This is a genomic window from Lederbergia citri (assembly GCF_018343625.1).
Taxonomy (GTDB): Bacteria; Bacillota; Bacilli; order Bacillales; family Bacillaceae_C; genus Lederbergia; species Lederbergia citri.
The window spans coordinates 365,557-384,256 of sequence record NZ_JAGYPG010000002.1 but is presented as its reverse complement, the minus strand read 5'-3'; the positions used below and the strand labels follow the sequence as shown (position 1 = coordinate 384,256).

Annotated in this window: 19 protein-coding genes; all 19 read left to right on the top strand. The window is 33.4% G+C overall.

Features of this window, described 5'->3' with window-relative positions:
- Positions 1–11: 11 nt before the first annotated feature.
- Positions 12–440, top strand: coding sequence for a flagellar export chaperone FliS (gene fliS / locus KHA97_RS10625; RefSeq protein ID WP_213124726.1), 429 nt, complete (start codon positions 12–14; stop codon positions 438–440).
- A 21-nt stretch (positions 441–461) separates the two neighbouring features.
- Entirely contained in the window at positions 462–1,298 is an 837-nt protein-coding gene (locus KHA97_RS10620) for a flagellin N-terminal helical domain-containing protein (RefSeq protein ID WP_213124725.1), read from the top strand.
- Between the two features lie 185 nt (positions 1,299–1,483).
- Positions 1,484–1,921, top strand: a complete 438-nt coding sequence (locus tag KHA97_RS10615; RefSeq protein ID WP_213124724.1) for a YaaR family protein — start codon at positions 1,484–1,486, stop codon at positions 1,919–1,921.
- A gap of 17 nt (positions 1,922–1,938) precedes the next feature.
- Positions 1,939–2,424, top strand: coding sequence for a flagellar protein FlgN (locus KHA97_RS10610; protein WP_213124723.1), 486 nt, complete (start codon positions 1,939–1,941; stop codon positions 2,422–2,424).
- A gap of 21 nt (positions 2,425–2,445) precedes the next feature.
- Entirely contained in the window at positions 2,446–3,915 is a 1,470-nt protein-coding gene (gene flgK, locus KHA97_RS10605; protein WP_213124722.1) for a flagellar hook-associated protein FlgK, read from the top strand.
- Positions 3,916–3,927: 12 nt separating this feature from the next.
- On the top strand, positions 3,928–4,806 hold the full coding sequence (flgL, locus tag KHA97_RS10600) for a flagellar hook-associated protein FlgL (protein ID WP_213124721.1): 879 nt from the start codon (positions 3,928–3,930) through the stop codon (positions 4,804–4,806).
- A gap of 66 nt (positions 4,807–4,872) precedes the next feature.
- Positions 4,873–5,427, top strand: a complete 555-nt coding sequence (locus tag KHA97_RS10595; protein ID WP_213124720.1) for a DUF6470 family protein — start codon at positions 4,873–4,875, stop codon at positions 5,425–5,427.
- Between the two features lie 18 nt (positions 5,428–5,445).
- Positions 5,446–5,883, top strand: coding sequence for a flagellar assembly protein FliW (gene fliW / locus KHA97_RS10590; protein WP_213124719.1), 438 nt, complete (start codon positions 5,446–5,448; stop codon positions 5,881–5,883).
- A gap of 4 nt (positions 5,884–5,887) precedes the next feature.
- Positions 5,888–6,112, top strand: coding sequence for a carbon storage regulator CsrA (csrA, locus tag KHA97_RS10585; protein WP_213124718.1), 225 nt, complete (start codon positions 5,888–5,890; stop codon positions 6,110–6,112).
- 216 nt (positions 6,113–6,328) lie between these two features.
- On the top strand, positions 6,329–7,297 hold the full coding sequence (gene hag / locus KHA97_RS10580) for a flagellin Hag (protein ID WP_213124717.1): 969 nt from the start codon (positions 6,329–6,331) through the stop codon (positions 7,295–7,297).
- A gap of 328 nt (positions 7,298–7,625) precedes the next feature.
- Positions 7,626–8,228, top strand: a complete 603-nt coding sequence (locus KHA97_RS10575; protein WP_213124716.1) for a hypothetical protein — start codon at positions 7,626–7,628, stop codon at positions 8,226–8,228.
- 49 nt (positions 8,229–8,277) lie between these two features.
- Positions 8,278–9,246 carry a UDP-N-acetylglucosamine 4,6-dehydratase (inverting) gene (pseB, locus tag KHA97_RS10570; RefSeq protein ID WP_213124715.1) on the top strand — a complete coding sequence of 323 codons (969 nt, stop codon included), beginning with the start codon at positions 8,278–8,280 and terminating at the stop codon, positions 9,244–9,246.
- Positions 9,247–9,258: 12 nt separating this feature from the next.
- Complete coding sequence (locus KHA97_RS10565; RefSeq protein WP_213124714.1) at positions 9,259–12,294, top strand: 6-hydroxymethylpterin diphosphokinase MptE-like protein; 3,036 nt, start codon at positions 9,259–9,261, stop codon at positions 12,292–12,294.
- A 55-nt stretch (positions 12,295–12,349) separates the two neighbouring features.
- Positions 12,350–13,327, top strand: coding sequence for a CatB-related O-acetyltransferase (locus KHA97_RS24430; protein WP_213124713.1), 978 nt, complete (start codon positions 12,350–12,352; stop codon positions 13,325–13,327).
- Positions 13,328–13,660: 333 nt separating this feature from the next.
- Positions 13,661–14,506, top strand: coding sequence for a hypothetical protein (locus KHA97_RS10555; protein WP_213124712.1), 846 nt, complete (start codon positions 13,661–13,663; stop codon positions 14,504–14,506).
- A gap of 17 nt (positions 14,507–14,523) precedes the next feature.
- Positions 14,524–15,534, top strand: a complete 1,011-nt coding sequence (locus KHA97_RS10550; protein ID WP_213124711.1) for a glycosyltransferase family 2 protein — start codon at positions 14,524–14,526, stop codon at positions 15,532–15,534.
- A gap of 14 nt (positions 15,535–15,548) precedes the next feature.
- Positions 15,549–16,988, top strand: coding sequence for a CDP-glycerol glycerophosphotransferase family protein (locus tag KHA97_RS10545; protein WP_213124710.1), 1,440 nt, complete (start codon positions 15,549–15,551; stop codon positions 16,986–16,988).
- 28 nt (positions 16,989–17,016) lie between these two features.
- Positions 17,017–18,027, top strand: coding sequence for a glycosyltransferase (locus KHA97_RS10540; RefSeq protein WP_213124709.1), 1,011 nt, complete (start codon positions 17,017–17,019; stop codon positions 18,025–18,027).
- Positions 18,028–18,242: 215 nt separating this feature from the next.
- Positions 18,243–18,647 carry a glycerol-3-phosphate cytidylyltransferase gene (gene tagD / locus KHA97_RS10535; RefSeq protein WP_213124708.1) on the top strand — a complete coding sequence of 135 codons (405 nt, stop codon included), beginning with the start codon at positions 18,243–18,245 and terminating at the stop codon, positions 18,645–18,647.
- Positions 18,648–18,700 lie beyond the last annotated feature (53 nt).

Here is an 18,700-nt window from a genome sequence, read left to right as displayed (position 1 = left end):
GAGGCAGGAAAATGGATTTTTTAACGAAAGAATTAATCTATCAAAAAACACCTCAACAACTAACTGCATTCCTATATGAAGCATGCATCGGTCATTTAAATGAAGCGATCGAGTGCATTGAAACGCAAAAATATCCGGAAGCCAACACAAAGCTTCAAAAAGTGAATGACATCATCGAGCGCCTTGGAGTTGGATTAAATTACGAAGCTGGCACAATCGCCAACCAACTTGATACGCTCTATAACTATATGGCAAACCAAGTGATCATGGGCAATTTGAAAAAGGACATTCCGATTTTGCAGGAAGTTTTAAGCATTTTGGAGCAATTAGCAAGTGCTTGGAATGAAGCCATGCTTATGGAAATTACAGATGGACAGCGTGAACTCTATCGAAAGACAAGCGCCTACGAAAAAAACGTCATGGTTACAAGCCGCGATTAATCGATGAAGGGGAAGAAAAACATGAGAATCAATCACAATATACAAGCGTTAAACGCATACCGAAACCTATCCCAAACAATGGGAAGCACATCAAAAAGCTTAGAAAAACTTTCATCTGGACTTCGCATTAACCGTGCGGCGGATGACGCTGCTGGACTAGCTATCTCTGAAAAAATGCGCTCGCAAATTCGCGGACTTGGTATGGCGGAGCGAAATGCGTTGGATGCAGTGTCTTTGATTCAGACTGCGGAAGGGGCATTGAATGAGACACATGCGATTTTACAGAGGATGCGCGAGTTGAGTGTTCAGGCGGCTAATGGGACGTTGGAGGATGAGGATAGAGGATCTATCCATTTAGAAATCGAGCAGCTAAGAGAAGAAATTGACCGAATAGCGGAGACGACTCAATTTAACCAGAAAGTTCTTTTAAATGGAGCTACCTCTGTATCTGGTAGTGCAATTGCATTATCACTAGTTTTCCAAATTGGAGCAAATAGTACAGAAAACTTAACTGTAGAACTAGAAACAATGAATTCGAAAAGTCTGGAAATAGAAACAATTGATGTTTCCACTGCATCGAGTGCATCCGATGCAATAGCAGCTGTCGATAATTCTATTAAAATAGTATCAGAACAACGCGCTAAACTCGGAGCCTACCAAAACCGGCTCGAACATACTGTAACTAACCTTCAGACTGCAAACGAAAACCTAACTGCAGCAGAGTCTCGTATTCGCGACCTTGATATGGCTCTTGAAATGACTAACTTTACGAGAAATAATATATTGAACCAAGCAGGACAAGCGATGTTGGCACAAGCTAATCAGTTGCCGCAAGGAATTTTACAGTTGTTGCAATAATTTTAGTGTTGATCAGCCTTTCTTAACTGGGGAGGCTGGGCTTTCGGTAATATAGTGCTGATATTCAGAAAGTAATCTACTAAGAATCGGTAGTAAAATGGAATATATCTGTAGTTATCGATTTATAATCGATAATAAACTTTCAATATTATGTAATAAGTATCAAAAAATCCGGAGTGATCTTCATGGAAGTGCGTAGGGTCGAAAAAACTGGAATCAATAGCGTACAGAAAAAAGAACAGCAAGCAACGGAATCGATTAGATTTTCCGAAGTAATGGCGAAAGGTCGCGAAAATATCGTTTATGAACGGATGGCCCAACTTCGCCAGGATATCGAAGCGCAAGGCCAGAAACTTGCTAAATCGCAGACAATCGAAGATTTTAAAAAATATAAGCAGCTCGTCAAATCTTTTATGGATGATGCCGTTAAGAACGGACTACAGCTTGAGGAGCAACGTGGTCTTGATTGGCGCGGACGTACAAAGGTATACAAAATCGTAAAAGAAGTGGACAAAAAGCTGATTGATTTGGCAAATACTGTCCTTGACAAAGAAAAAAGAGGGCTTGAAATCCTTAGTCTAGTCGGTGAAATCCAAGGACTACTCATAAACATATACACTTAAGAGGAGGGACCTCATACATGTCGGTCCAGCTACTCATAGAATCGATGGAAAAGCTGCTTAGGTTACATGAACAGTTGCATAATGCAGCATTGGAAAAAACGGAAGCCCTTAAAAAAAATGATATAAAAAGTTTGGACAAGTTGCTTCGTGAAGAACAAAAGCTTGTAACCTCCATACAAATTACGGAAAACAAGAGACAGCAAGCAACCGCTATTTTAACAAATGACGATAAAACAGCGACGATTTCGCAAATTATTCAACAACTGGAAGGTCCAAACAAAGATACGCTTTCCATTTTACAAGTAAAGCTGTCCAATGTGATATCAGAGTTGCAGGAAACGAATACACTCAACCAGCAACTACTGCAATATTCATTGCAATTTATTAACTTAAATCTTGATTTGCTCTCACCTGAACCTGAACTGCCCAACTATACAAAGTCACAGGGTGAAGCTAGCGAAAACGCACTAACAGGTCGATCAGTTTTTGATTCAAAAGCATAGACAATAAAAGGAGGACAGGCGATGCGTTCTACATTTATGGGCCTCGAAACGTCCAAGCGTGGTATGTATTCACAACAAAGTGCCATTTACGTAACTGGCCATAATATCGCTAATGCGAATACACCTGGATACACTCGCCAACGAGTAAATTTTGAAACAACGAAACCATATCCAGCGGCGTCGATGAATCGTCCGCAAATCCCGGGACAATTAGGAACCGGAGTGAAAGATGGAACAATACAACGAATCCGCGATCGATTTGTCGACGAACAGTTTCGTGGAGAAAATAATCAGTTCGGCTATTACGAGACGTTGGCTAAATCTATTTCTCAAATAGAAGACGTTATGAATGAACCAAGTGAAAACGGATTATCGAAAGCTATGGCTCAATTCTGGCAAGCGTTACAGGATTTAAGTACAAATCCAGAAGACGAAGGGGCAAGAAGGGTCGTCATCCAACGTGGGACTGGAGTAGTGGAAACCTTCCAATACTTATCCCGTTCATTAACAACGCTTCGAAATGATACGAAAAAAGAGCTAGATGCAACAGTAACCCAAATCAATAATCTCGCTACTCAAATTGCTTCTGTTAATAAGCAAATTAGTGAGGTAGAGCCTCATGGTTATTTGCCGAATGATCTATACGATGAGCGGGATCGTTTGATTGATGAACTGTCAAAACTAGTCCCAATTGAAACGACTGACATTCATTATGGAGGTAACTCTTTAGACATTGCTGAGGGTGGAAGGAATGTCTTTATTATCGATGCTAGAGGAAACCGAATAAACCTAGTTGATGGGGAAAAAACAACTAAGTTAGAAGATATTGATAAACTCTCACTTTCAGAGGGAAAAGGCAAATTAGCAGCACTCATTTATGCATATGGAAATGACGATGGTACTGGATTATATCCAGAAATCCTTGATCAACTTGATAAATATGCTTATTCGTTTGCTAAAGTTTTTAATGAGGTTCATAAAAAAGGCTTCGATTTGAATGGAACTCAAGGTGGGGACTTTTTTAATCTACCTGATTCGGGCGATTATAAAGGTGTAGCAGGTTCTATAAGTGTAAAAATTAAACTTCCTTCACAAGTAGCAGCATCTTCTGTGGCAAATGAAAAAGGTAACGGACAAAATGCATTGGAACTTGGTAAGGTAAAGGACCTAGTAATTACAAATTGGGAAATTGAAGATTTAAATATAACGGGTCTTCAAATCGAATCCGGCACACTACAATCATTTTACGAAGGAATAATAGGTGTCCTAGCGGTAAAAGGCCAGCAAGCGAATCGCCTTTATTACAATACAGGGGTTCTGCTAAATTCTGTAGAAAATAACCGGAAATCGATAAGTGAAGTTTCACTTGATGAAGAATTCTCCAACTTAATTCAATTTCAGCATGCATATGCAGCATCTGCAAGAATGATCTCAGTTGTAGATGAAATGCTGGATAAAATCATTAACGGCATGGGGAATGTCGGTAGATAAGGAGTGTGAGCCATGCGCGTAACTAATGGAATGATAGCTAAAAATGTCATGACTAATATAAACCAAAGCTATAGTCGTCTTGATAAGCTTTTTACGCAAGTCCAAACTCAGAAAAAAATTTCTCGTCCATCCGACGACCCTGTCGTTGCGATGAAAGGGATGTTTTATCGCATGAATGTCATTGAAGTCGAGCAATTTAAACGCAATTTTTCTGAAGCGCATAACTGGGTGGAAACAACGGACTCGGCAATTGGGGAAGCAAGTAAAGTACTAGCGCGGATTCGCGAATTGACCGTGCAAGCAAGTAACGAAACTTATGATGAAGGTCAATTAAAGGCAATAAAGGAAGAAATAGCCCAGCTAAAGGACCATATAAAATCAATTGCTAATTCAAAAGTTGGAAATAAATATATTTTCAATGGGACAGATACATTAACTCCTCCTATTGATGCAGAAGGTGTAGTTAATTTTAATACTAATAATGTTGAGTTTGAACTTGCTAAAGGGATTTATGTTCCTGTTAACATGCTTGGAGAAAGTGTATTTGGCACAGGTAATGATAGCATTTTTACAATGTTGGATGAGCTTGAAGAAGCTCTTGGAAATGGAGATTCGCAAGCTGTCGGTGGATTCTTAGACAAAATAGATGGTAGTGCTGATAGAATGCTTTCTGCAAGAGCAGAGCTAGGAGCTCGGACAAATCGTCTTGATTTCATGGAAGAACGAATCGATAACCAAGAAATTATCGCCAAACGCATTATGTCTGATAATGAGGACATTGAGTTTGAAAAGGTTGTTATGGAATTCAAACAACAAGAAGCAATTCACACTGCAGCAATGTCTGTTGGTGCGCGAATCATTCAACCGACATTAATGGATTTTTTAAGATAAGATAGAAGGGATGCTCTCTTAGTTTGGGACATCCCTTTACATTTACAATGAAGGGGCTTGGTGAACGTGCAAATCCCACAAATTAGAATGGAATCCCAGTTTGCGAAAATAGGAATGGAGACAGTATCTGCTAGACAATCGATACAGCAGCCAAATGCTGATCTTCATATTGAGCAGCCACAAGCTGACATGAAAATGCGAACAATTCCAGGCCGATTAACGATTGATCAATCGCAAGCATGGGAAGATATGGATATCAAAAGTATTTTTCAACGTGTGAGAGAAAATGCGCAACGTGGAAGACAGAAGCTTTTAGAAGGAATTGCCCGCGTCGCTAGAGAAGGTAATGAAATGCTTGATATTCATTCAGGACGAGATGTTTTGGTTGAGCAGGCGAAGCGAAAAGCAAATCCACCACCCGTTGATACGAATATCAATTGGGTACCATCACCTTTTTCTGTTATCATTCATTATGAGCCTGGTAAAACAGATATTCAATTTCAGACAAGAAAACCAGTTATTGATGCCAGAATAAGAAAACCCATTATTTCGTACGTGCCAGGTGATGTAAATATCTACTTAAGACAACAAAACAGCCTGAAAATTGACTTTGTAAAATAGAAAGTGGAGCGTGAACTTATGTATATACAAACTAAATACCACAGCGAAGTCGAAATCCAAGAAAATGAAATTTTGACGTTTGAAAAAGGCATCCCTGGATTCCCGGAAGAAAAGAAATTTACTTTGTTGCCATTGCCTGATATGACTTCGGTTTCGATTATGCAATCGGTTGAAACAGCTGGGCTAGCATTCGTTATCGCTGATCCGTATAGTTTTTTTGAAAAATATAATATTATGTTAGATGAAAATACAGTAGAACAATTGGAGATAAAAAGCGAAGCAGATGTAAGTGCCTTCGTAATTTTAACTGTGCAAGATCCATTTGAAGAGAGCACAGCTAATTTACAAGCACCAATAGTTGTTAATATAAATACAAATAGAGCTAAACAAGTTATCTTAAACAACGAAAACTATAAAACAAAGCACCCGCTCTTGGGGCAACTGGCAAAGAGGTGACGAGATGCTCGTACTGACAAGAAAAAAAGGCGAGTCCATTCAAATTGGCGACGACATCGAAATCACAATTGCTTCTATAAAAGGCGATCAAGTCAAAATTGGTATTAACGCTCCAAAGCATGTGGAAATACACCGTAAAGAAGTGTGGATGAATATCCAAAGTGAGAATACCATGGCATCTGCAGAAGTAAGTGATTTATTCGGAATATTAGCGAAGGCGAAAAAATAAATAAGATTAACGAAGATTAACCACTGTCAATCGAAAGGTGAATTGACAGTTTTTTATTTTTTATAAAAATATCGTCAAAAACTATTAAACTTTCATGAACAGTGACGATATTACTAGTGAAGCGAATCACAGGGTGCGGCCGACCCTCAACATTCGCAAAAATAAACACACGATTCACAAGGAAGTGAATCGCACATTCAAGGAGGAAAAAAAGGTATGATTATCAATCATAACATTGCTGCTTTGAATACGCATCGTCAATTAGGTGCTGCATTTAATGCACAATCAAAATCAATGGAAAAATTATCTTCTGGTCTTCGCATTAACCGTGCTGGCGATGATGCAGCTGGATTAGCAATTTCTGAGAAAATGCGTGCACAAGTAAAAGGTCTAGACCAAGCTACACGTAATGCTCAAGATGGAATTTCTTTAATCCAAACAGCTGAAGGTGCATTGAATGAAACTCATTCAATCCTTCAACGTATGCGTGAACTAGCAGTTCAAGCATCGAATGACACAAATACTGCAACAGATCGTGGAGAAATCCAAAAAGAAATTAACCAATTAACTTCCGAAATTAACCGTATTGCCAATACTACCGAGTTCAACACGAAAGCATTATTAAGCGGTGGAGCAGCGGGTGGAGCAGCGGGTACTAAATTCACGGCTACTTTCCAAATTGGTGCAAATATGTCACAAGCAATGGAAGTAGAAATTTTTAAAATGGATGCAGAGGCACTTGGTCTTGTTGGGACTAAAAATTCAAGCCATGTTTCTGGAGCGTCAGTTGGTGCACTTACTAAAGGTACTAAAGTAGACAAGGCAAAATATGCAGCTGATGATGGTGTAAATAACGGTACAGATAACACAAAAATTGGAGCGGCCCTAGATGTTTCAGACCATGAAAAAGCTACTGCAGCAATTAAAGCAATTGACAATGCACTTGAAACAGTTTCTGCTCAACGCTCAAGCTTAGGTGCGTTCCAAAATCGCCTAGAACACACAATCAACAACCTTGGAGCTTCTTCTGAAAACCTAACTGCAGCAGAATCACGCATTAGAGACGTCGATATGGCGAAAGAGATTATGGAACAAACTAAGAGTTCTATTCTTTCACAAGCAGCTCAAGCTATGCTTGCGCAAGCTAACCAAGCTCCACAAGGAGTATTGCAGTTACTTCGTTAATTTTTATTAAAACGAATCCTGGCGTCGCTGGGATTCGTTTTTTTGCTCAGTTTTATAAGTATAAAGAAAGAGCAATATTCTAGAAATACACTATCTTTAATTCTAGTATTCGAACAAACGAATATGATTAAAGTTATCTTCTATTTAAATGCCCCTATTTTATTACTATCATTTATTAACCTTTTTTGCCTCGCATAGATAATATTTGACAATGTAATAATGTAAACAATTTCAACCCGAACTAGTCTTAACTCTACTCGAATTTTGTCGATATATTAAATAGGTATGATAATATGTAATAAAACAATTAACGGAGGCATTCCGATTTATGAAACTAATATTTCAAGAACAAACTATACAGCTTGAAGATTATTCAACAGTTGAAACTGTAATAGATAAAATCAACAAATTATTATCAGATGAATTTTATTTTAGTCACCTTATTGTTGATGGTGTCGAAGTTTATGAGGATCCAAGACAATATTTACAGGGCCAACTCCATATGATAGATCAACTGGAAGTAGTAACAAAGACGATCGGGGAGTTTGTTAATGATTTATTGCTGACAGCGGAAGATTATATTTATCGTGCAATTCCAGAAGTGAAAATTTTAACGGAAGATTTTTATCAGAATCCCACTTCAGAAAGCTGGAGTAAATTCTCCCAATTGCTAGAAGGTATGCTGTGGTTGAATCAAGCAGTTCAAATAATTGATGGTACAAAAAAAAGACCCAGCAATTGGTTCGATTATATGAAACAAAGTGAGAATTTAGTCAATGTGCTAAAAAGTTTAGAAGAGGCAATGGAAAATAATGATGGAATATTGATTGCAGACTTACTATTATATGAAATTATTCCAATCTTTGAATCTTTTAGCACTGTTATTCGGACTACAATTGATACGGAAGGTTATCGTATTGGAGTTAATTAATAACGAAAATGGTCTTTTAAGCCAATAAGCATCATTTGGAGGGCTAACTATGTTAGAAGAAAAAACAATCTTAGTCACTGGAGGAACGGGTTCATTCGGTAAAAAATTTATTGCTAGGGTGCTAAAAGAAAAAATAAAAAAAGTAATTGTGTTCAGTCGTGATGAACTGAAGCAATATGAAATGGCACAAGAATTCAGAGATGAACGAATCCGTTTTTTTATCGGTGATGTTCGTGATAAGGATCGTTTATACCGTGCGTTTGATGGGGTTGATATTGTTATTCATGCAGCGGCGATGAAACATGTGGAAGCATGTGAATATAATCCATTTGAGGCAGTAAAGACGAATATTTACGGTGCGCAAAACATCATTGAGGCTGCGATTGATCGTAATGTAAAAAAAGTGATTGCGCTTAGCACCGATAAAGCAGCGGCACCCGTTAATTTGTATGGTGCAACAAAACTTGCATCTGATAAACTATTTGTCTCAGCTAATTCCTATGTAGGCAGTAAGCAAACACGGTTCGCTGTTGTACGTTATGGTAATGTTGTCGGTAGCCGGGGAAGTGTTATTCCGTTCTTTAATAAAATGAAAGAAATGGGAAAACTTCCAATCACTGATAAACGCATGACGCGTTTCTGGATTACACTTGATCAAGGCGTTCAATTTGTATTAGATAACCTTCAACGGATGCATGGTGGAGAAATATTTGTTCCAAAAATTCCGAGTATGAATATTATCGATTTGGCGAAAGCGATAGCTCCTGATTGTGAAATCGAAATAATTGGAATTCGCCCTGGTGAAAAACTCCATGAGGTAATGATTACGACAGATGATGCTCGTCATACTGAAGAATTTGAGGACTATTATGTTATAACACCGGAGTTTTCCTGGTGGAGTAGAAAAAAATCAGTAGGTAAAAAAGTTAAAGAAAACTTTGTGTATTCAAGTGAATCTAATCAACAATGGCTTACAATAGAGCAGTTACGAGAGATGTCCAATCAATTTGGCATTTAATGGAGGATGAATATGTTCTTCGACAGAAATGTAAAGCGAATAGAAAATAGGTTGCAACCATATAAATTGATGCTAGAAAAAATAAAGAAAGATGACGAACTAGAAAATTATATTTTAGATAAAACAAAAACTGACAACCCAACCTTGAAAATTGAAAAAAACCATAAAACTTTATTTTTGCATAGTAAATATTCACCAGTAGAGGAGGCGAAAACAGTAATTGGTGAATATGAAAGAAAGGTGAACGAGGTTGAACATATCATTTTTTGTGGAGTGGGACTAGGTTATCATGTGGAGCAGTTGATGAGTCAATATACAAATAAAACATTTTCATTAATTGAATATAATCCATTTGTATTTCTTCGATTTTTAGAGAGTCGTTCACTCGATAATATACCTTTTGAAAGAATGAGCTTTCTTTATTTACCGAATGAGGAAATCACAATTAATACTTTTATAAAGACTATAGTAGGGATAGTGGGAAAAGAGTCATTAATAATTACCCTGCCATCTTATACCCGACTATTTAAAGATGAAACAGCTATTTTTTATGAGATTTATAAAGATGCATTGCAATTAGCTAGTTCATCAATAACCGCGAAAGCAGCTTTTGGAAAGCGATGGATATTAAATAGCTTAATGAACTTGCCAACTACATTAATCACGCCAAACATTAAAGAAAAAAAGAGTTTCTTTAAGGGAAAACCAATTATTATTGCTTCAGCGGGTCCATCTTTAACTGATGATATAGAACATTTAAAATACATAAAAGAAAATGGCTTAGCTTATATTTTTGCTGTTGGATCTGCAAACAAAGCGTTATTGAGTAATAATATTGTCCCGGATGCTGTCATAACTTATGATCCACAACCTAATAATGTGAATGTTTATAAAGAAATGATCTCCGCAGGAAGAGATAATATACCTATGATTTTTGGTACGAGCGTAGGGTATGAAACCATTGAGAATTACAAAGGACCTAAATTTCATGTGGTGACATCTGTTGATACAATAAGTAACTTCTATTTAGAACGAAATGCCAATGATAGTGATGTTTCTGATGCTACTACAGTTGCACTAATAGCTGTTCAAATAGCCCATTTTTTAGAGGTCAAAATGATTATATTAACAGGACAAAACTTGGCATTTAAAAGCAAACGTTTCTATGCACAAGGAGTTCAATATGGCAATTGGTCTGGTGAAGTTCGAGAAGATAAAGAAGGTAGCAATATTATTACAGTTCAAGACGTGTACGGTAATCCTATTCAAACAAGCCTAGGTTTAAATAGTATGAAAAAGGATTTTGAAGACTACCTTGAGGCAAATCCTAAATTAAGAGTGATCAACACTACAAAAGGAGGAGCAGTGATAAAGGGTGCTCCATTCCTTCCTATTGAAAAGATAATAAATGATGAATTGAAGGAAAAGGTTGTCGATTCACTTTGGTTTAAAACGACAGAAAGATTGCAACATCCAAAAGTATTAAACCAAGTGAGAAAAATTGAACGGGCAGTCGACAAGTTTTATCAAGATTTTGGTAAATGTTTGATTCTACTGAGAAAAATGGATGAACAAAAAATATCAAAAAACTTCAAGCAAATTAATCAATTGTTCAATAAATTTAATGTAGACTTTGAGAAGTTAATAAGTAATGGTTTTTATCAACTATTTATTAGCACCGTCGTCCAAGTAGAACATGAACAACTAAATAAGATAATTAGAAAGAATTATACAGAATTAGATCAAATCAGGAAAATTGAAGTTATTATTTCAGTTCATACTTTCTTTTTACAAGTAGTAAAAGAAGTATTCGACGAGATGATTGTACATGTAAAAGAATCACTTCATCAAAGGTTATATGAGTTATTTGATACTAATTGGAAATTATATAAACACAATGACGGAGTTTTTCATTTCGAAGGGAAATGGGAACGGGAAAAAGTCATTTTTAATGATTATAGTAGTGGTAAATTAACTAAAAAAATCAATAAACACATTTTTTCCTCATCTAGTACAAAAGGATCAAAGGTAATTTTTCGATTTAAAGGAACAAAACTAAGAATCATAGCTGCAGAACATGCTAAGTTTGCTAGTAATCTTAAAATCATAATAGATGGCAAAATAAAGACATTTACTACAAAAGTATTTACAATTAATGAAAATGTGCTTCCTAACCTTCAAAAAATTGTCTTAGAAGTACAAGGATTGTCTAACAAGTTACATGATGTTTCTATTGAAATGTCCAAAGCAGAAAAGTTTGGGTTCCAAGGTATACAAATAAATCCTGACGGACGCATTTTTCATATCGATGAAGTTACAAGCATGGAAGAGATGAAAGTTAGGAATAGAATTCGTTGCCACCTCACTGGTGATCTAATAGAAGGTATTGCAACAATTACAAACATTGGTGAAGAAACAACTCAGCAGATGCCTGTTTATTCTACAGATGTTTATGGAGACTTTTATTTAATCAAAGTCTTTGAAGACGAAAATGGTAATTCAAAATATGTTTGTAATAGAAATTTAGGGATTAATAAGGTTGAATATAAAATGGGTTATAAATCTAAGGAAATTATAATTAATGAGATACCTTTAATGAATTCAAATAAAAATGAATACGGTAAAGTTTACTGTAGTTCTACTCATTCAAATAATTATAATACTTGGTCAGCTTTTAAAGCTTTTAATAAGAAAATTATGGGTGTATTAAATGCATGGGCTACGAAAAAGGGTATAACACATGGATGGCTCGAATACGAATTCAATAATCCAAAAGTAATAAATTGTTATTCTATGTTAAGTCAAGACCCACAAAACACTCATTACAATACATTAAAAAGAATGCCTAAAAGTTGGGTTTTAGAAGGATGGGACGGAGGAAAATGGATTCTTTTAGATGAAAGATCTAGAGTGGAAAATTGGCAGTATTCACAAAAAAAATATTTTTCATTTATGAATAATATCTCATTTAAAAGATATAGATTTACATTTAGTGAAAATAATGGTGATACTGAATTTTTATCAATAGGTGAGATTGAATTGGTGTAGTAGTTATGAAATTTGAAACAAATTGTAATCAAAAAAGTACACGATAGGTGAGCATATGATATTAGACAGAATTATAACTACATTACTAGATTATAGCAATTTATTATCGAATCAAATAATTGTAATATTCGGTTCTGGGAAAGGAGGGAAGCTTACATACTTTGCCCTTAAACAACTAGGATACAGCTCATTAAGAGTTGTAGATAACGATCAAAAAAAGTGGGGAAACTATGTGGGTAATCAAATAATTGAAAATCCACGAGAAGTATTGTTGCCTAGAAATAAAAATATCAAAATTCTAATTGCCAGTGATTTTTATACAGAAATTGCAGATCAACTTAAAACATACAATTATGTAGAATTAATTGATTTTTTCCCTGCATTAAATGAAATACAAAGAATTAAACAAAATTTCCAAAAGAAGATTGAAGAAAATTTGAAAATTGAAGATGATAGGCGATTAGCAGCAAAGCATAAAACAATAGCTGGTGTTAATATAGGCAAATACACTTATGGATATAAAAGATTCTGTTACCCAGGAACTCTATTAGAAAGTATAGGATCGTTTACTTCAATAAATCGTACTGCCGAAATAAGTAATCCAAATCATTCTCTAAGTTGTATAACAACACATCCTTTCTTAAGTTACAAAAGGGATCAAGTCCTTGGTCCTGAGAAAGTACCAGGGTTTTTAAATGATGAAGATATTATACCAATTGAAAAAATAGCAAATAACGGTAAGGTTTCTGTTGGAAATGATGTATGGATAGGAGCAGGGGTAATTGTTTTACCTTCAGTTAAAATTGGTAATGGTGCAGTAATAGGTGCAGGGGCAGTTGTAACGAAAGATGTTCCTGATTATGCAATTGTAGTAGGGGTTCCTGCAAGGATCATAAAATATAGATTCTCAAAAGAAGAAATAGAAATATTAAATAGGATTAAATGGTGGGACTGGGAAGATGAATACATTCGAGATAATGCAAAACTATTTTTTAATAAAAAGGATTTCTTCCAAAAATTTTCTATTTATTAGGAGACAAGTGAAATTATGCAAAGTAGGCAGTATGGAAAACAAAAATATTAGTATTTGGATTTAGCAAAGGCTCAAAATTTTTATAAGTAAAGTTGAAATTGTAGGATACATCGAAAATAATCATTCAAAGCATAGAAGGAGCAAATCATGAATATAAGAAGATGATTAAAAGGAATTTGTGCTGAAATAGAAACTTTCACTGATTGAGAGTTATCGATTTATATGTTTTGGAGGATAGTGAAGAATGGTTTTGAGTGGCACCATTCTATCCGAAGAATTACAATGATAAAGAGATAAAAAATATTAAACTGTATGTAAGGAGGGGCTTAATATTTGGGGGAAAGTCACACAAACTTAGACTACATTTTTTCTACGGAATTTATTAAGAAATTCAATTTAAGATCTATTCGTTTTAATAAAAATAATAATTTCCTCATATTTTATACTGATACAGTCAATAGTTATATAGACAAAGAAATATCGTCAAAAAAAATCTTTAATAAGGCAAAATTCTTTTTAGAAACACCAAAAATAAAATTTAAAATAGTTTGCCCCAAGACAAGTATTATTATTCAGGATTCATTTTATTCTTACTATTTAAATATATTATTAATAGAGAATATTATTGACTTGGTTGACAAAAATAATATTGTCAAATTAACTAGAGATTTACAAGCTTCGTTGGAAAAGAAAATTAGAGAGATGTTTATATTATGGGGCAATTTAAGTAGAAAAAATAAGATGGAAATCAATAAAATACTTCGTAATAGAATAATTAAGTTTGAAATATTTAATCGAGAATTTGAAACAGTTTATAGATATGAACAATACGTTGAATTAACAAATAAGCTTTATAATTTAGCTCGGCAAAAAAATGAAGTAAAAAATATTTTATCTCTAGATAGCTCCACAAAGATTGCCATATATGGTGCTGGTAATATAGGGAGAATTCTTTTTAAAATTTTGAAACAAAATAATATAAAAACAAAAATTTTTATTGATCAATATTCAAGCAATGATAGTTTTCAGGGAACTCCAATTATTAGTGCAGAGGCTTTAATGCATAATAGAATTTATGACATAATTATCGTAACACCGATTTACGATTTTGATATTATATATAATAAATTAAAAGACTATACGGATAAACCGATTATTTCGCTAAATGAATTATTATAAAAACATGGTGGGAATAAATGAAAAAAAAAATAACTGTAATTATTCCAATGTATAATACCGAATGCTATATCGCAAATTGCTTGGATTCTTTAAAAAACCAAACGTATAAAAACTTTGAAGCATTAATAATTGACGATGGATCAAGTGATAATAGTTATAAAATTGCTCATGAATATTCAAAAGAGGATAATAGATTTAAGGTGTTTCGACAGGAAAATAAGGGAGCCTCTGCTGCAAGAAATATGGGCCTTAAGCTTGCAAATGGATACTATATATATTTTCTAGATAGTGATGATTATATAAATGAAAAAACTTTTGAGAAATGTATTAGGGAATTCGAACATAATGATGTAGATCTCGTTACATTTGATGCAAAATGCTTCCTCGAAAAGGAATACTTAGACCAAAGAGGTAGGGATTATGAATTTAGTATATCTTCATTTTACGATAGAAGTGACATACTTCCTTTTAAAAAAATGAGCGGGTACGAATATTTAAAAATAAGTATTCATGAAAATAAATTTAGAGGGAATTCGGTATTATTTATTGTAAAAAAAGAAGTGTTAGAAAAGGGAAATGATAAATTTATAGAACACCTTACTTATTTTGAAGACTATATTTTTCTTTACTACTTAATTAAAAATATTAATAAAGTCAAGTACTTACCCGAACCATTGTATTTTAGGCGATTAACAGGGAATTCCTTAGTTACAAAGGATAGTAATAAAGAGCGAATGTTCAAAGATTCGCTAAGATGTTTAAAGATTTTAACAGAAAATCATATTGAAAATGAGCCGAATTATGAAACAATAAATAAAATGTACAAAAAAATGTTTCTTGAAATTGCTAAAAATTTATATGGGAAAATTGAACAGAAACAAAGAGTCCTAGTTCCAATAAAAATTCTAGAAGATCCATTTATGTTTCAGCTATATACTATTGACTATTACAGCTTAATTAAAAATAAGTTAGTAGAACAATATAACGATAATTTAAGAAAATTAGAGTCGCTTGTAGAACATTTATAGTAGGTGTTTTAATAATGTTAAATATAATAATATTCGGGACTGGAAGTAGTGCTGAAAAATTTCTTACAACAATAGATACTAGTAAAGTTAAAGTCATTTGTTTTACTGATAATGATTATAAGAAACATTTTAAGAAATATCATGGTTATGATGTTTTTCCTCCAAATAGAATTCCTGAATTCAACTTTGATTATATTTTTATTGCAAGCCAATATTCAATTGATATAATGCAACAGTTACTAGAATTAGGGGTTTTTTATCAAAAGATTATTCCAACTGATTATACTCTACACAATGCATTAACTAAATCTAGGCATGAAGATATTTATAAAAATATTAGTATTAAGGAAAAGCAAACTAAGTATAAATTAGAAATTGGGTTAATTAATTATAATTATTCTAATTATAATGGATACTCATTATTCAAAAACATGCCGAATTTTATAAGTGAAAAGTACAAAGTGGAGTTAATTGAAGAAAAAAAAATCGATGAATTAAAGACATATGATGTGATTTGTTCTTCTCATTTCGATGGGATTTATGAAGGTGAACAGATTAATATTGAGATGTGGCATGGCTTTCCATTGAAACAAATGGGAGTTATTAATGAAGGTACAGTTAACGATCAGTTCTTAAATTATCAACAAAAAAGAATAGAAAACACACATTTAATCTTATCTTATTCACAGCTATATAATACATTTTTTAACAGTTGTTTCCCAAGTAATGCAAAAAAATATAAAATTACAGGGATGCCTCGTAATGATTTACTTTTTGAGAAAGGAAGCTTGAATAAACTTGAAAAAATAGTAAATAAAAAACTCAATAATAGCAATATAATTTTTTATCTTCCGACTTGGAGGAAAGGTAAGAATTACAAAAAAGAAACAAATAAAGAGTGGAATCAATTAATTGGCTTTGGTGATGAAAATGAAGAGAGTTTTGTAGAAATGGTAGAAAAAAACAATTTGTTTGTGGTAGTTAAACTTCATCCATTTGAATTTAATACATATAAAGATTTAAATATTTTCAAGCATGAACGAATATTTCTACTTTCCGATACACACCTTGTGAATAAGAAAATCCACTTATATGAAATTTTAGGAGCGGCTAAGTTATTAATAACAGATTATTCATCAGTATTTTTTGATTCGCTTTTGATTGATTTACCAGTTATATTTGCTCCTATTGATTTAAAAGAGTATAGCGAAAGTAGAGGATTTTTGATTGAACCGTATGATTATCTTACACCGGGACCAACAGTACATACACTTAAAGAATTAGAAAAAGAGATTATTTACTTGATAAAAGGTCAAGATGCATATAAGAACAAAAGAGCAGAAATTAAGAGTTTAATATTTAAATATTTTGATAATAAATCAAGCTTGAGGGTATGGACTGAAATAGATAACTATCTTGAGTCATGTAAAAATGAAAAAAATAAGTTGATATAAGAGAAACTTTTAATAAGGAGTTATTATTTTGTTACAACTAACAGCTTTAATGTCTGTGTATAATGGTGAAAAGCATATAGAGGAAACTATAAAAAGTGTATTAGATCAATCATTTAAGGATTTTGAATTTGTAATAGTTAATGATGGATCAACCGACAATACTCTTGAGATTTTAAAAACGCAAACTGATTCGAGATTGAAAATATATTCTTTCAAAGAAAATCAAGGAATTCCAACAGCTTTGAATTATGGAATTAATAATTCGAGTGGAAAGTATATTGTAAAAATCGATGGGGATGATATTCAACATCATGAACGATTTGAAAAACAATTATTATTTATGACGAAAAATCCAGAAATTGTTCTTTCTAAAACACTTTTAAGTTATTTTCCAGATGATTCAGAGGTTGAAAAATCACACCGATATCTAACTTTTAAGAAATATATTGAGAATTATAAAAATTCCTCAAAGACTATGGAGGATATTGCTACTAGATTAAAATGGTATTGTTGTATATCTCACTCTACGATGATGATTAGAAAAGAAATTATAAAAAATTACCGTTATAGAAACCTCCCTATTTTTGAAGATTATGATCTTTTTTACAGAATGAATGAAGATGGATTAAAGATGGGCCATTTAGAAGAGAACTTAGTTCGTGTTAGACTATCAAATTATTCAACTACAACCAGAAAGGAAAAAAGTTTATTTGACGAGTATGCTTATCTTATTAAGGAAAAGAGTTTTAACAGCTTTAAAAAGAATGAATTTATTTTCATTTGGGGAGCAGGTGAATTTGGTCGTTCAGTTTTAAATACACTAATGAAAAAAGGTTGGAGAATTCGCGGTTTTATTGACTCAGACGTTAAAAAAGAAGGTACATTAATAGATGGGAACATGACTTTTTCTCCAGCTATAATTGATAATTCTAAGAAAAATAAAGTTATCATTGCTTCACAACCAGGCATGTTTGAAATAATAGACTTTTTAAAAGGTTATAATTATCAATCAGAGTTAGATTTTATGGTTATTAGATAAGAATTTCATTGTGAATGTAAAAAATGAACAGATTTTTTAAAAAATAACATCCACAGTTCGTATTTCCTGCATCCAGCGAAAGCTCAACAAGTAAGATACTTCATTTTGCTAGTTTCGCTGATATAATACGGTTTACGAATGGATGCTGTTCTTAAAGGGATTACAACCTAGAATATTGACATAGATCTATCATGTCATTAGGAAGTGATGTAATAATGAAGAAAGTAATAACTTATGGAACGTTTGATTTACTACATTGGGGACATATACGTTTACTTGAAAGAGCTCGGCAATTGGGAGACCATTTAACTGTTGCACTTTCAACTGATGAATTTAATGCACTAAAACATAAACATGCTTATCATTCATATGAACACCGAAAATATATATTAGAGTCAATCCGATATGTGGATAAAGTAATCCCAGAGTTATCGTGGGAACAGAAAGTTTCGGATATTAAAAAAGAAAAGATCGACATTTTTGTTATGGGAGACGACTGGTCAGAAGAATTTGACTTCTTAAAACCATATTGCGAAGTTATTTATTTGCCAAGAACACTAAACATATCAACTTCAAAAATTAAAAGTGATATAAACGTAATAAGCGGTCGTAATCATTAAAAGGTAAGGTTCAATTGCACAACCTATTTCTTAGAATGATTGTAGACTTTGAT

Bases quoted from the DNA above. Each gene is read 5' to 3' on its own strand.
- KHA97_RS10550 (WP_213124711.1), top strand. From the start codon at position 14,524: ATGAAAAAAAAAATAACTGTAATTATTCCAATGTATAATACCGAATGC.
- KHA97_RS10575 (WP_213124716.1), top strand. From the start codon at position 7,626: ATGAAACTAATATTTCAAGAACAAACTATACAGCTTGAAGATTATTCA.
- flgL (WP_213124721.1), top strand. From the start codon at position 3,928: ATGCGCGTAACTAATGGAATGATAGCTAAAAATGTCATGACTAATATA.
- KHA97_RS10545 (WP_213124710.1), top strand. From the start codon at position 15,549: ATGTTAAATATAATAATATTCGGGACTGGAAGTAGTGCTGAAAAATTT.
- tagD (WP_213124708.1), top strand. From the start codon at position 18,243: ATGAAGAAAGTAATAACTTATGGAACGTTTGATTTACTACATTGGGGA.
- KHA97_RS10615 (WP_213124724.1), top strand. From the start codon at position 1,484: ATGGAAGTGCGTAGGGTCGAAAAAACTGGAATCAATAGCGTACAGAAA.
- flgK (WP_213124722.1), top strand. From the start codon at position 2,446: ATGCGTTCTACATTTATGGGCCTCGAAACGTCCAAGCGTGGTATGTAT.
- KHA97_RS24430 (WP_213124713.1), top strand. From the start codon at position 12,350: ATGATATTAGACAGAATTATAACTACATTACTAGATTATAGCAATTTA.
- hag (WP_213124717.1), top strand. From the start codon at position 6,329: ATGATTATCAATCATAACATTGCTGCTTTGAATACGCATCGTCAATTA.
- KHA97_RS10610 (WP_213124723.1), top strand. From the start codon at position 1,939: ATGTCGGTCCAGCTACTCATAGAATCGATGGAAAAGCTGCTTAGGTTA.
- pseB (WP_213124715.1), top strand. From the start codon at position 8,278: ATGTTAGAAGAAAAAACAATCTTAGTCACTGGAGGAACGGGTTCATTC.
- KHA97_RS10565 (WP_213124714.1), top strand. From the start codon at position 9,259: ATGTTCTTCGACAGAAATGTAAAGCGAATAGAAAATAGGTTGCAACCA.
- fliS (WP_213124726.1), top strand. From the start codon at position 12: ATGGATTTTTTAACGAAAGAATTAATCTATCAAAAAACACCTCAACAA.
- csrA (WP_213124718.1), top strand. From the start codon at position 5,888: ATGCTCGTACTGACAAGAAAAAAAGGCGAGTCCATTCAAATTGGCGAC.
- fliW (WP_213124719.1), top strand. From the start codon at position 5,446: ATGTATATACAAACTAAATACCACAGCGAAGTCGAAATCCAAGAAAAT.
- KHA97_RS10620 (WP_213124725.1), top strand. From the start codon at position 462: ATGAGAATCAATCACAATATACAAGCGTTAAACGCATACCGAAACCTA.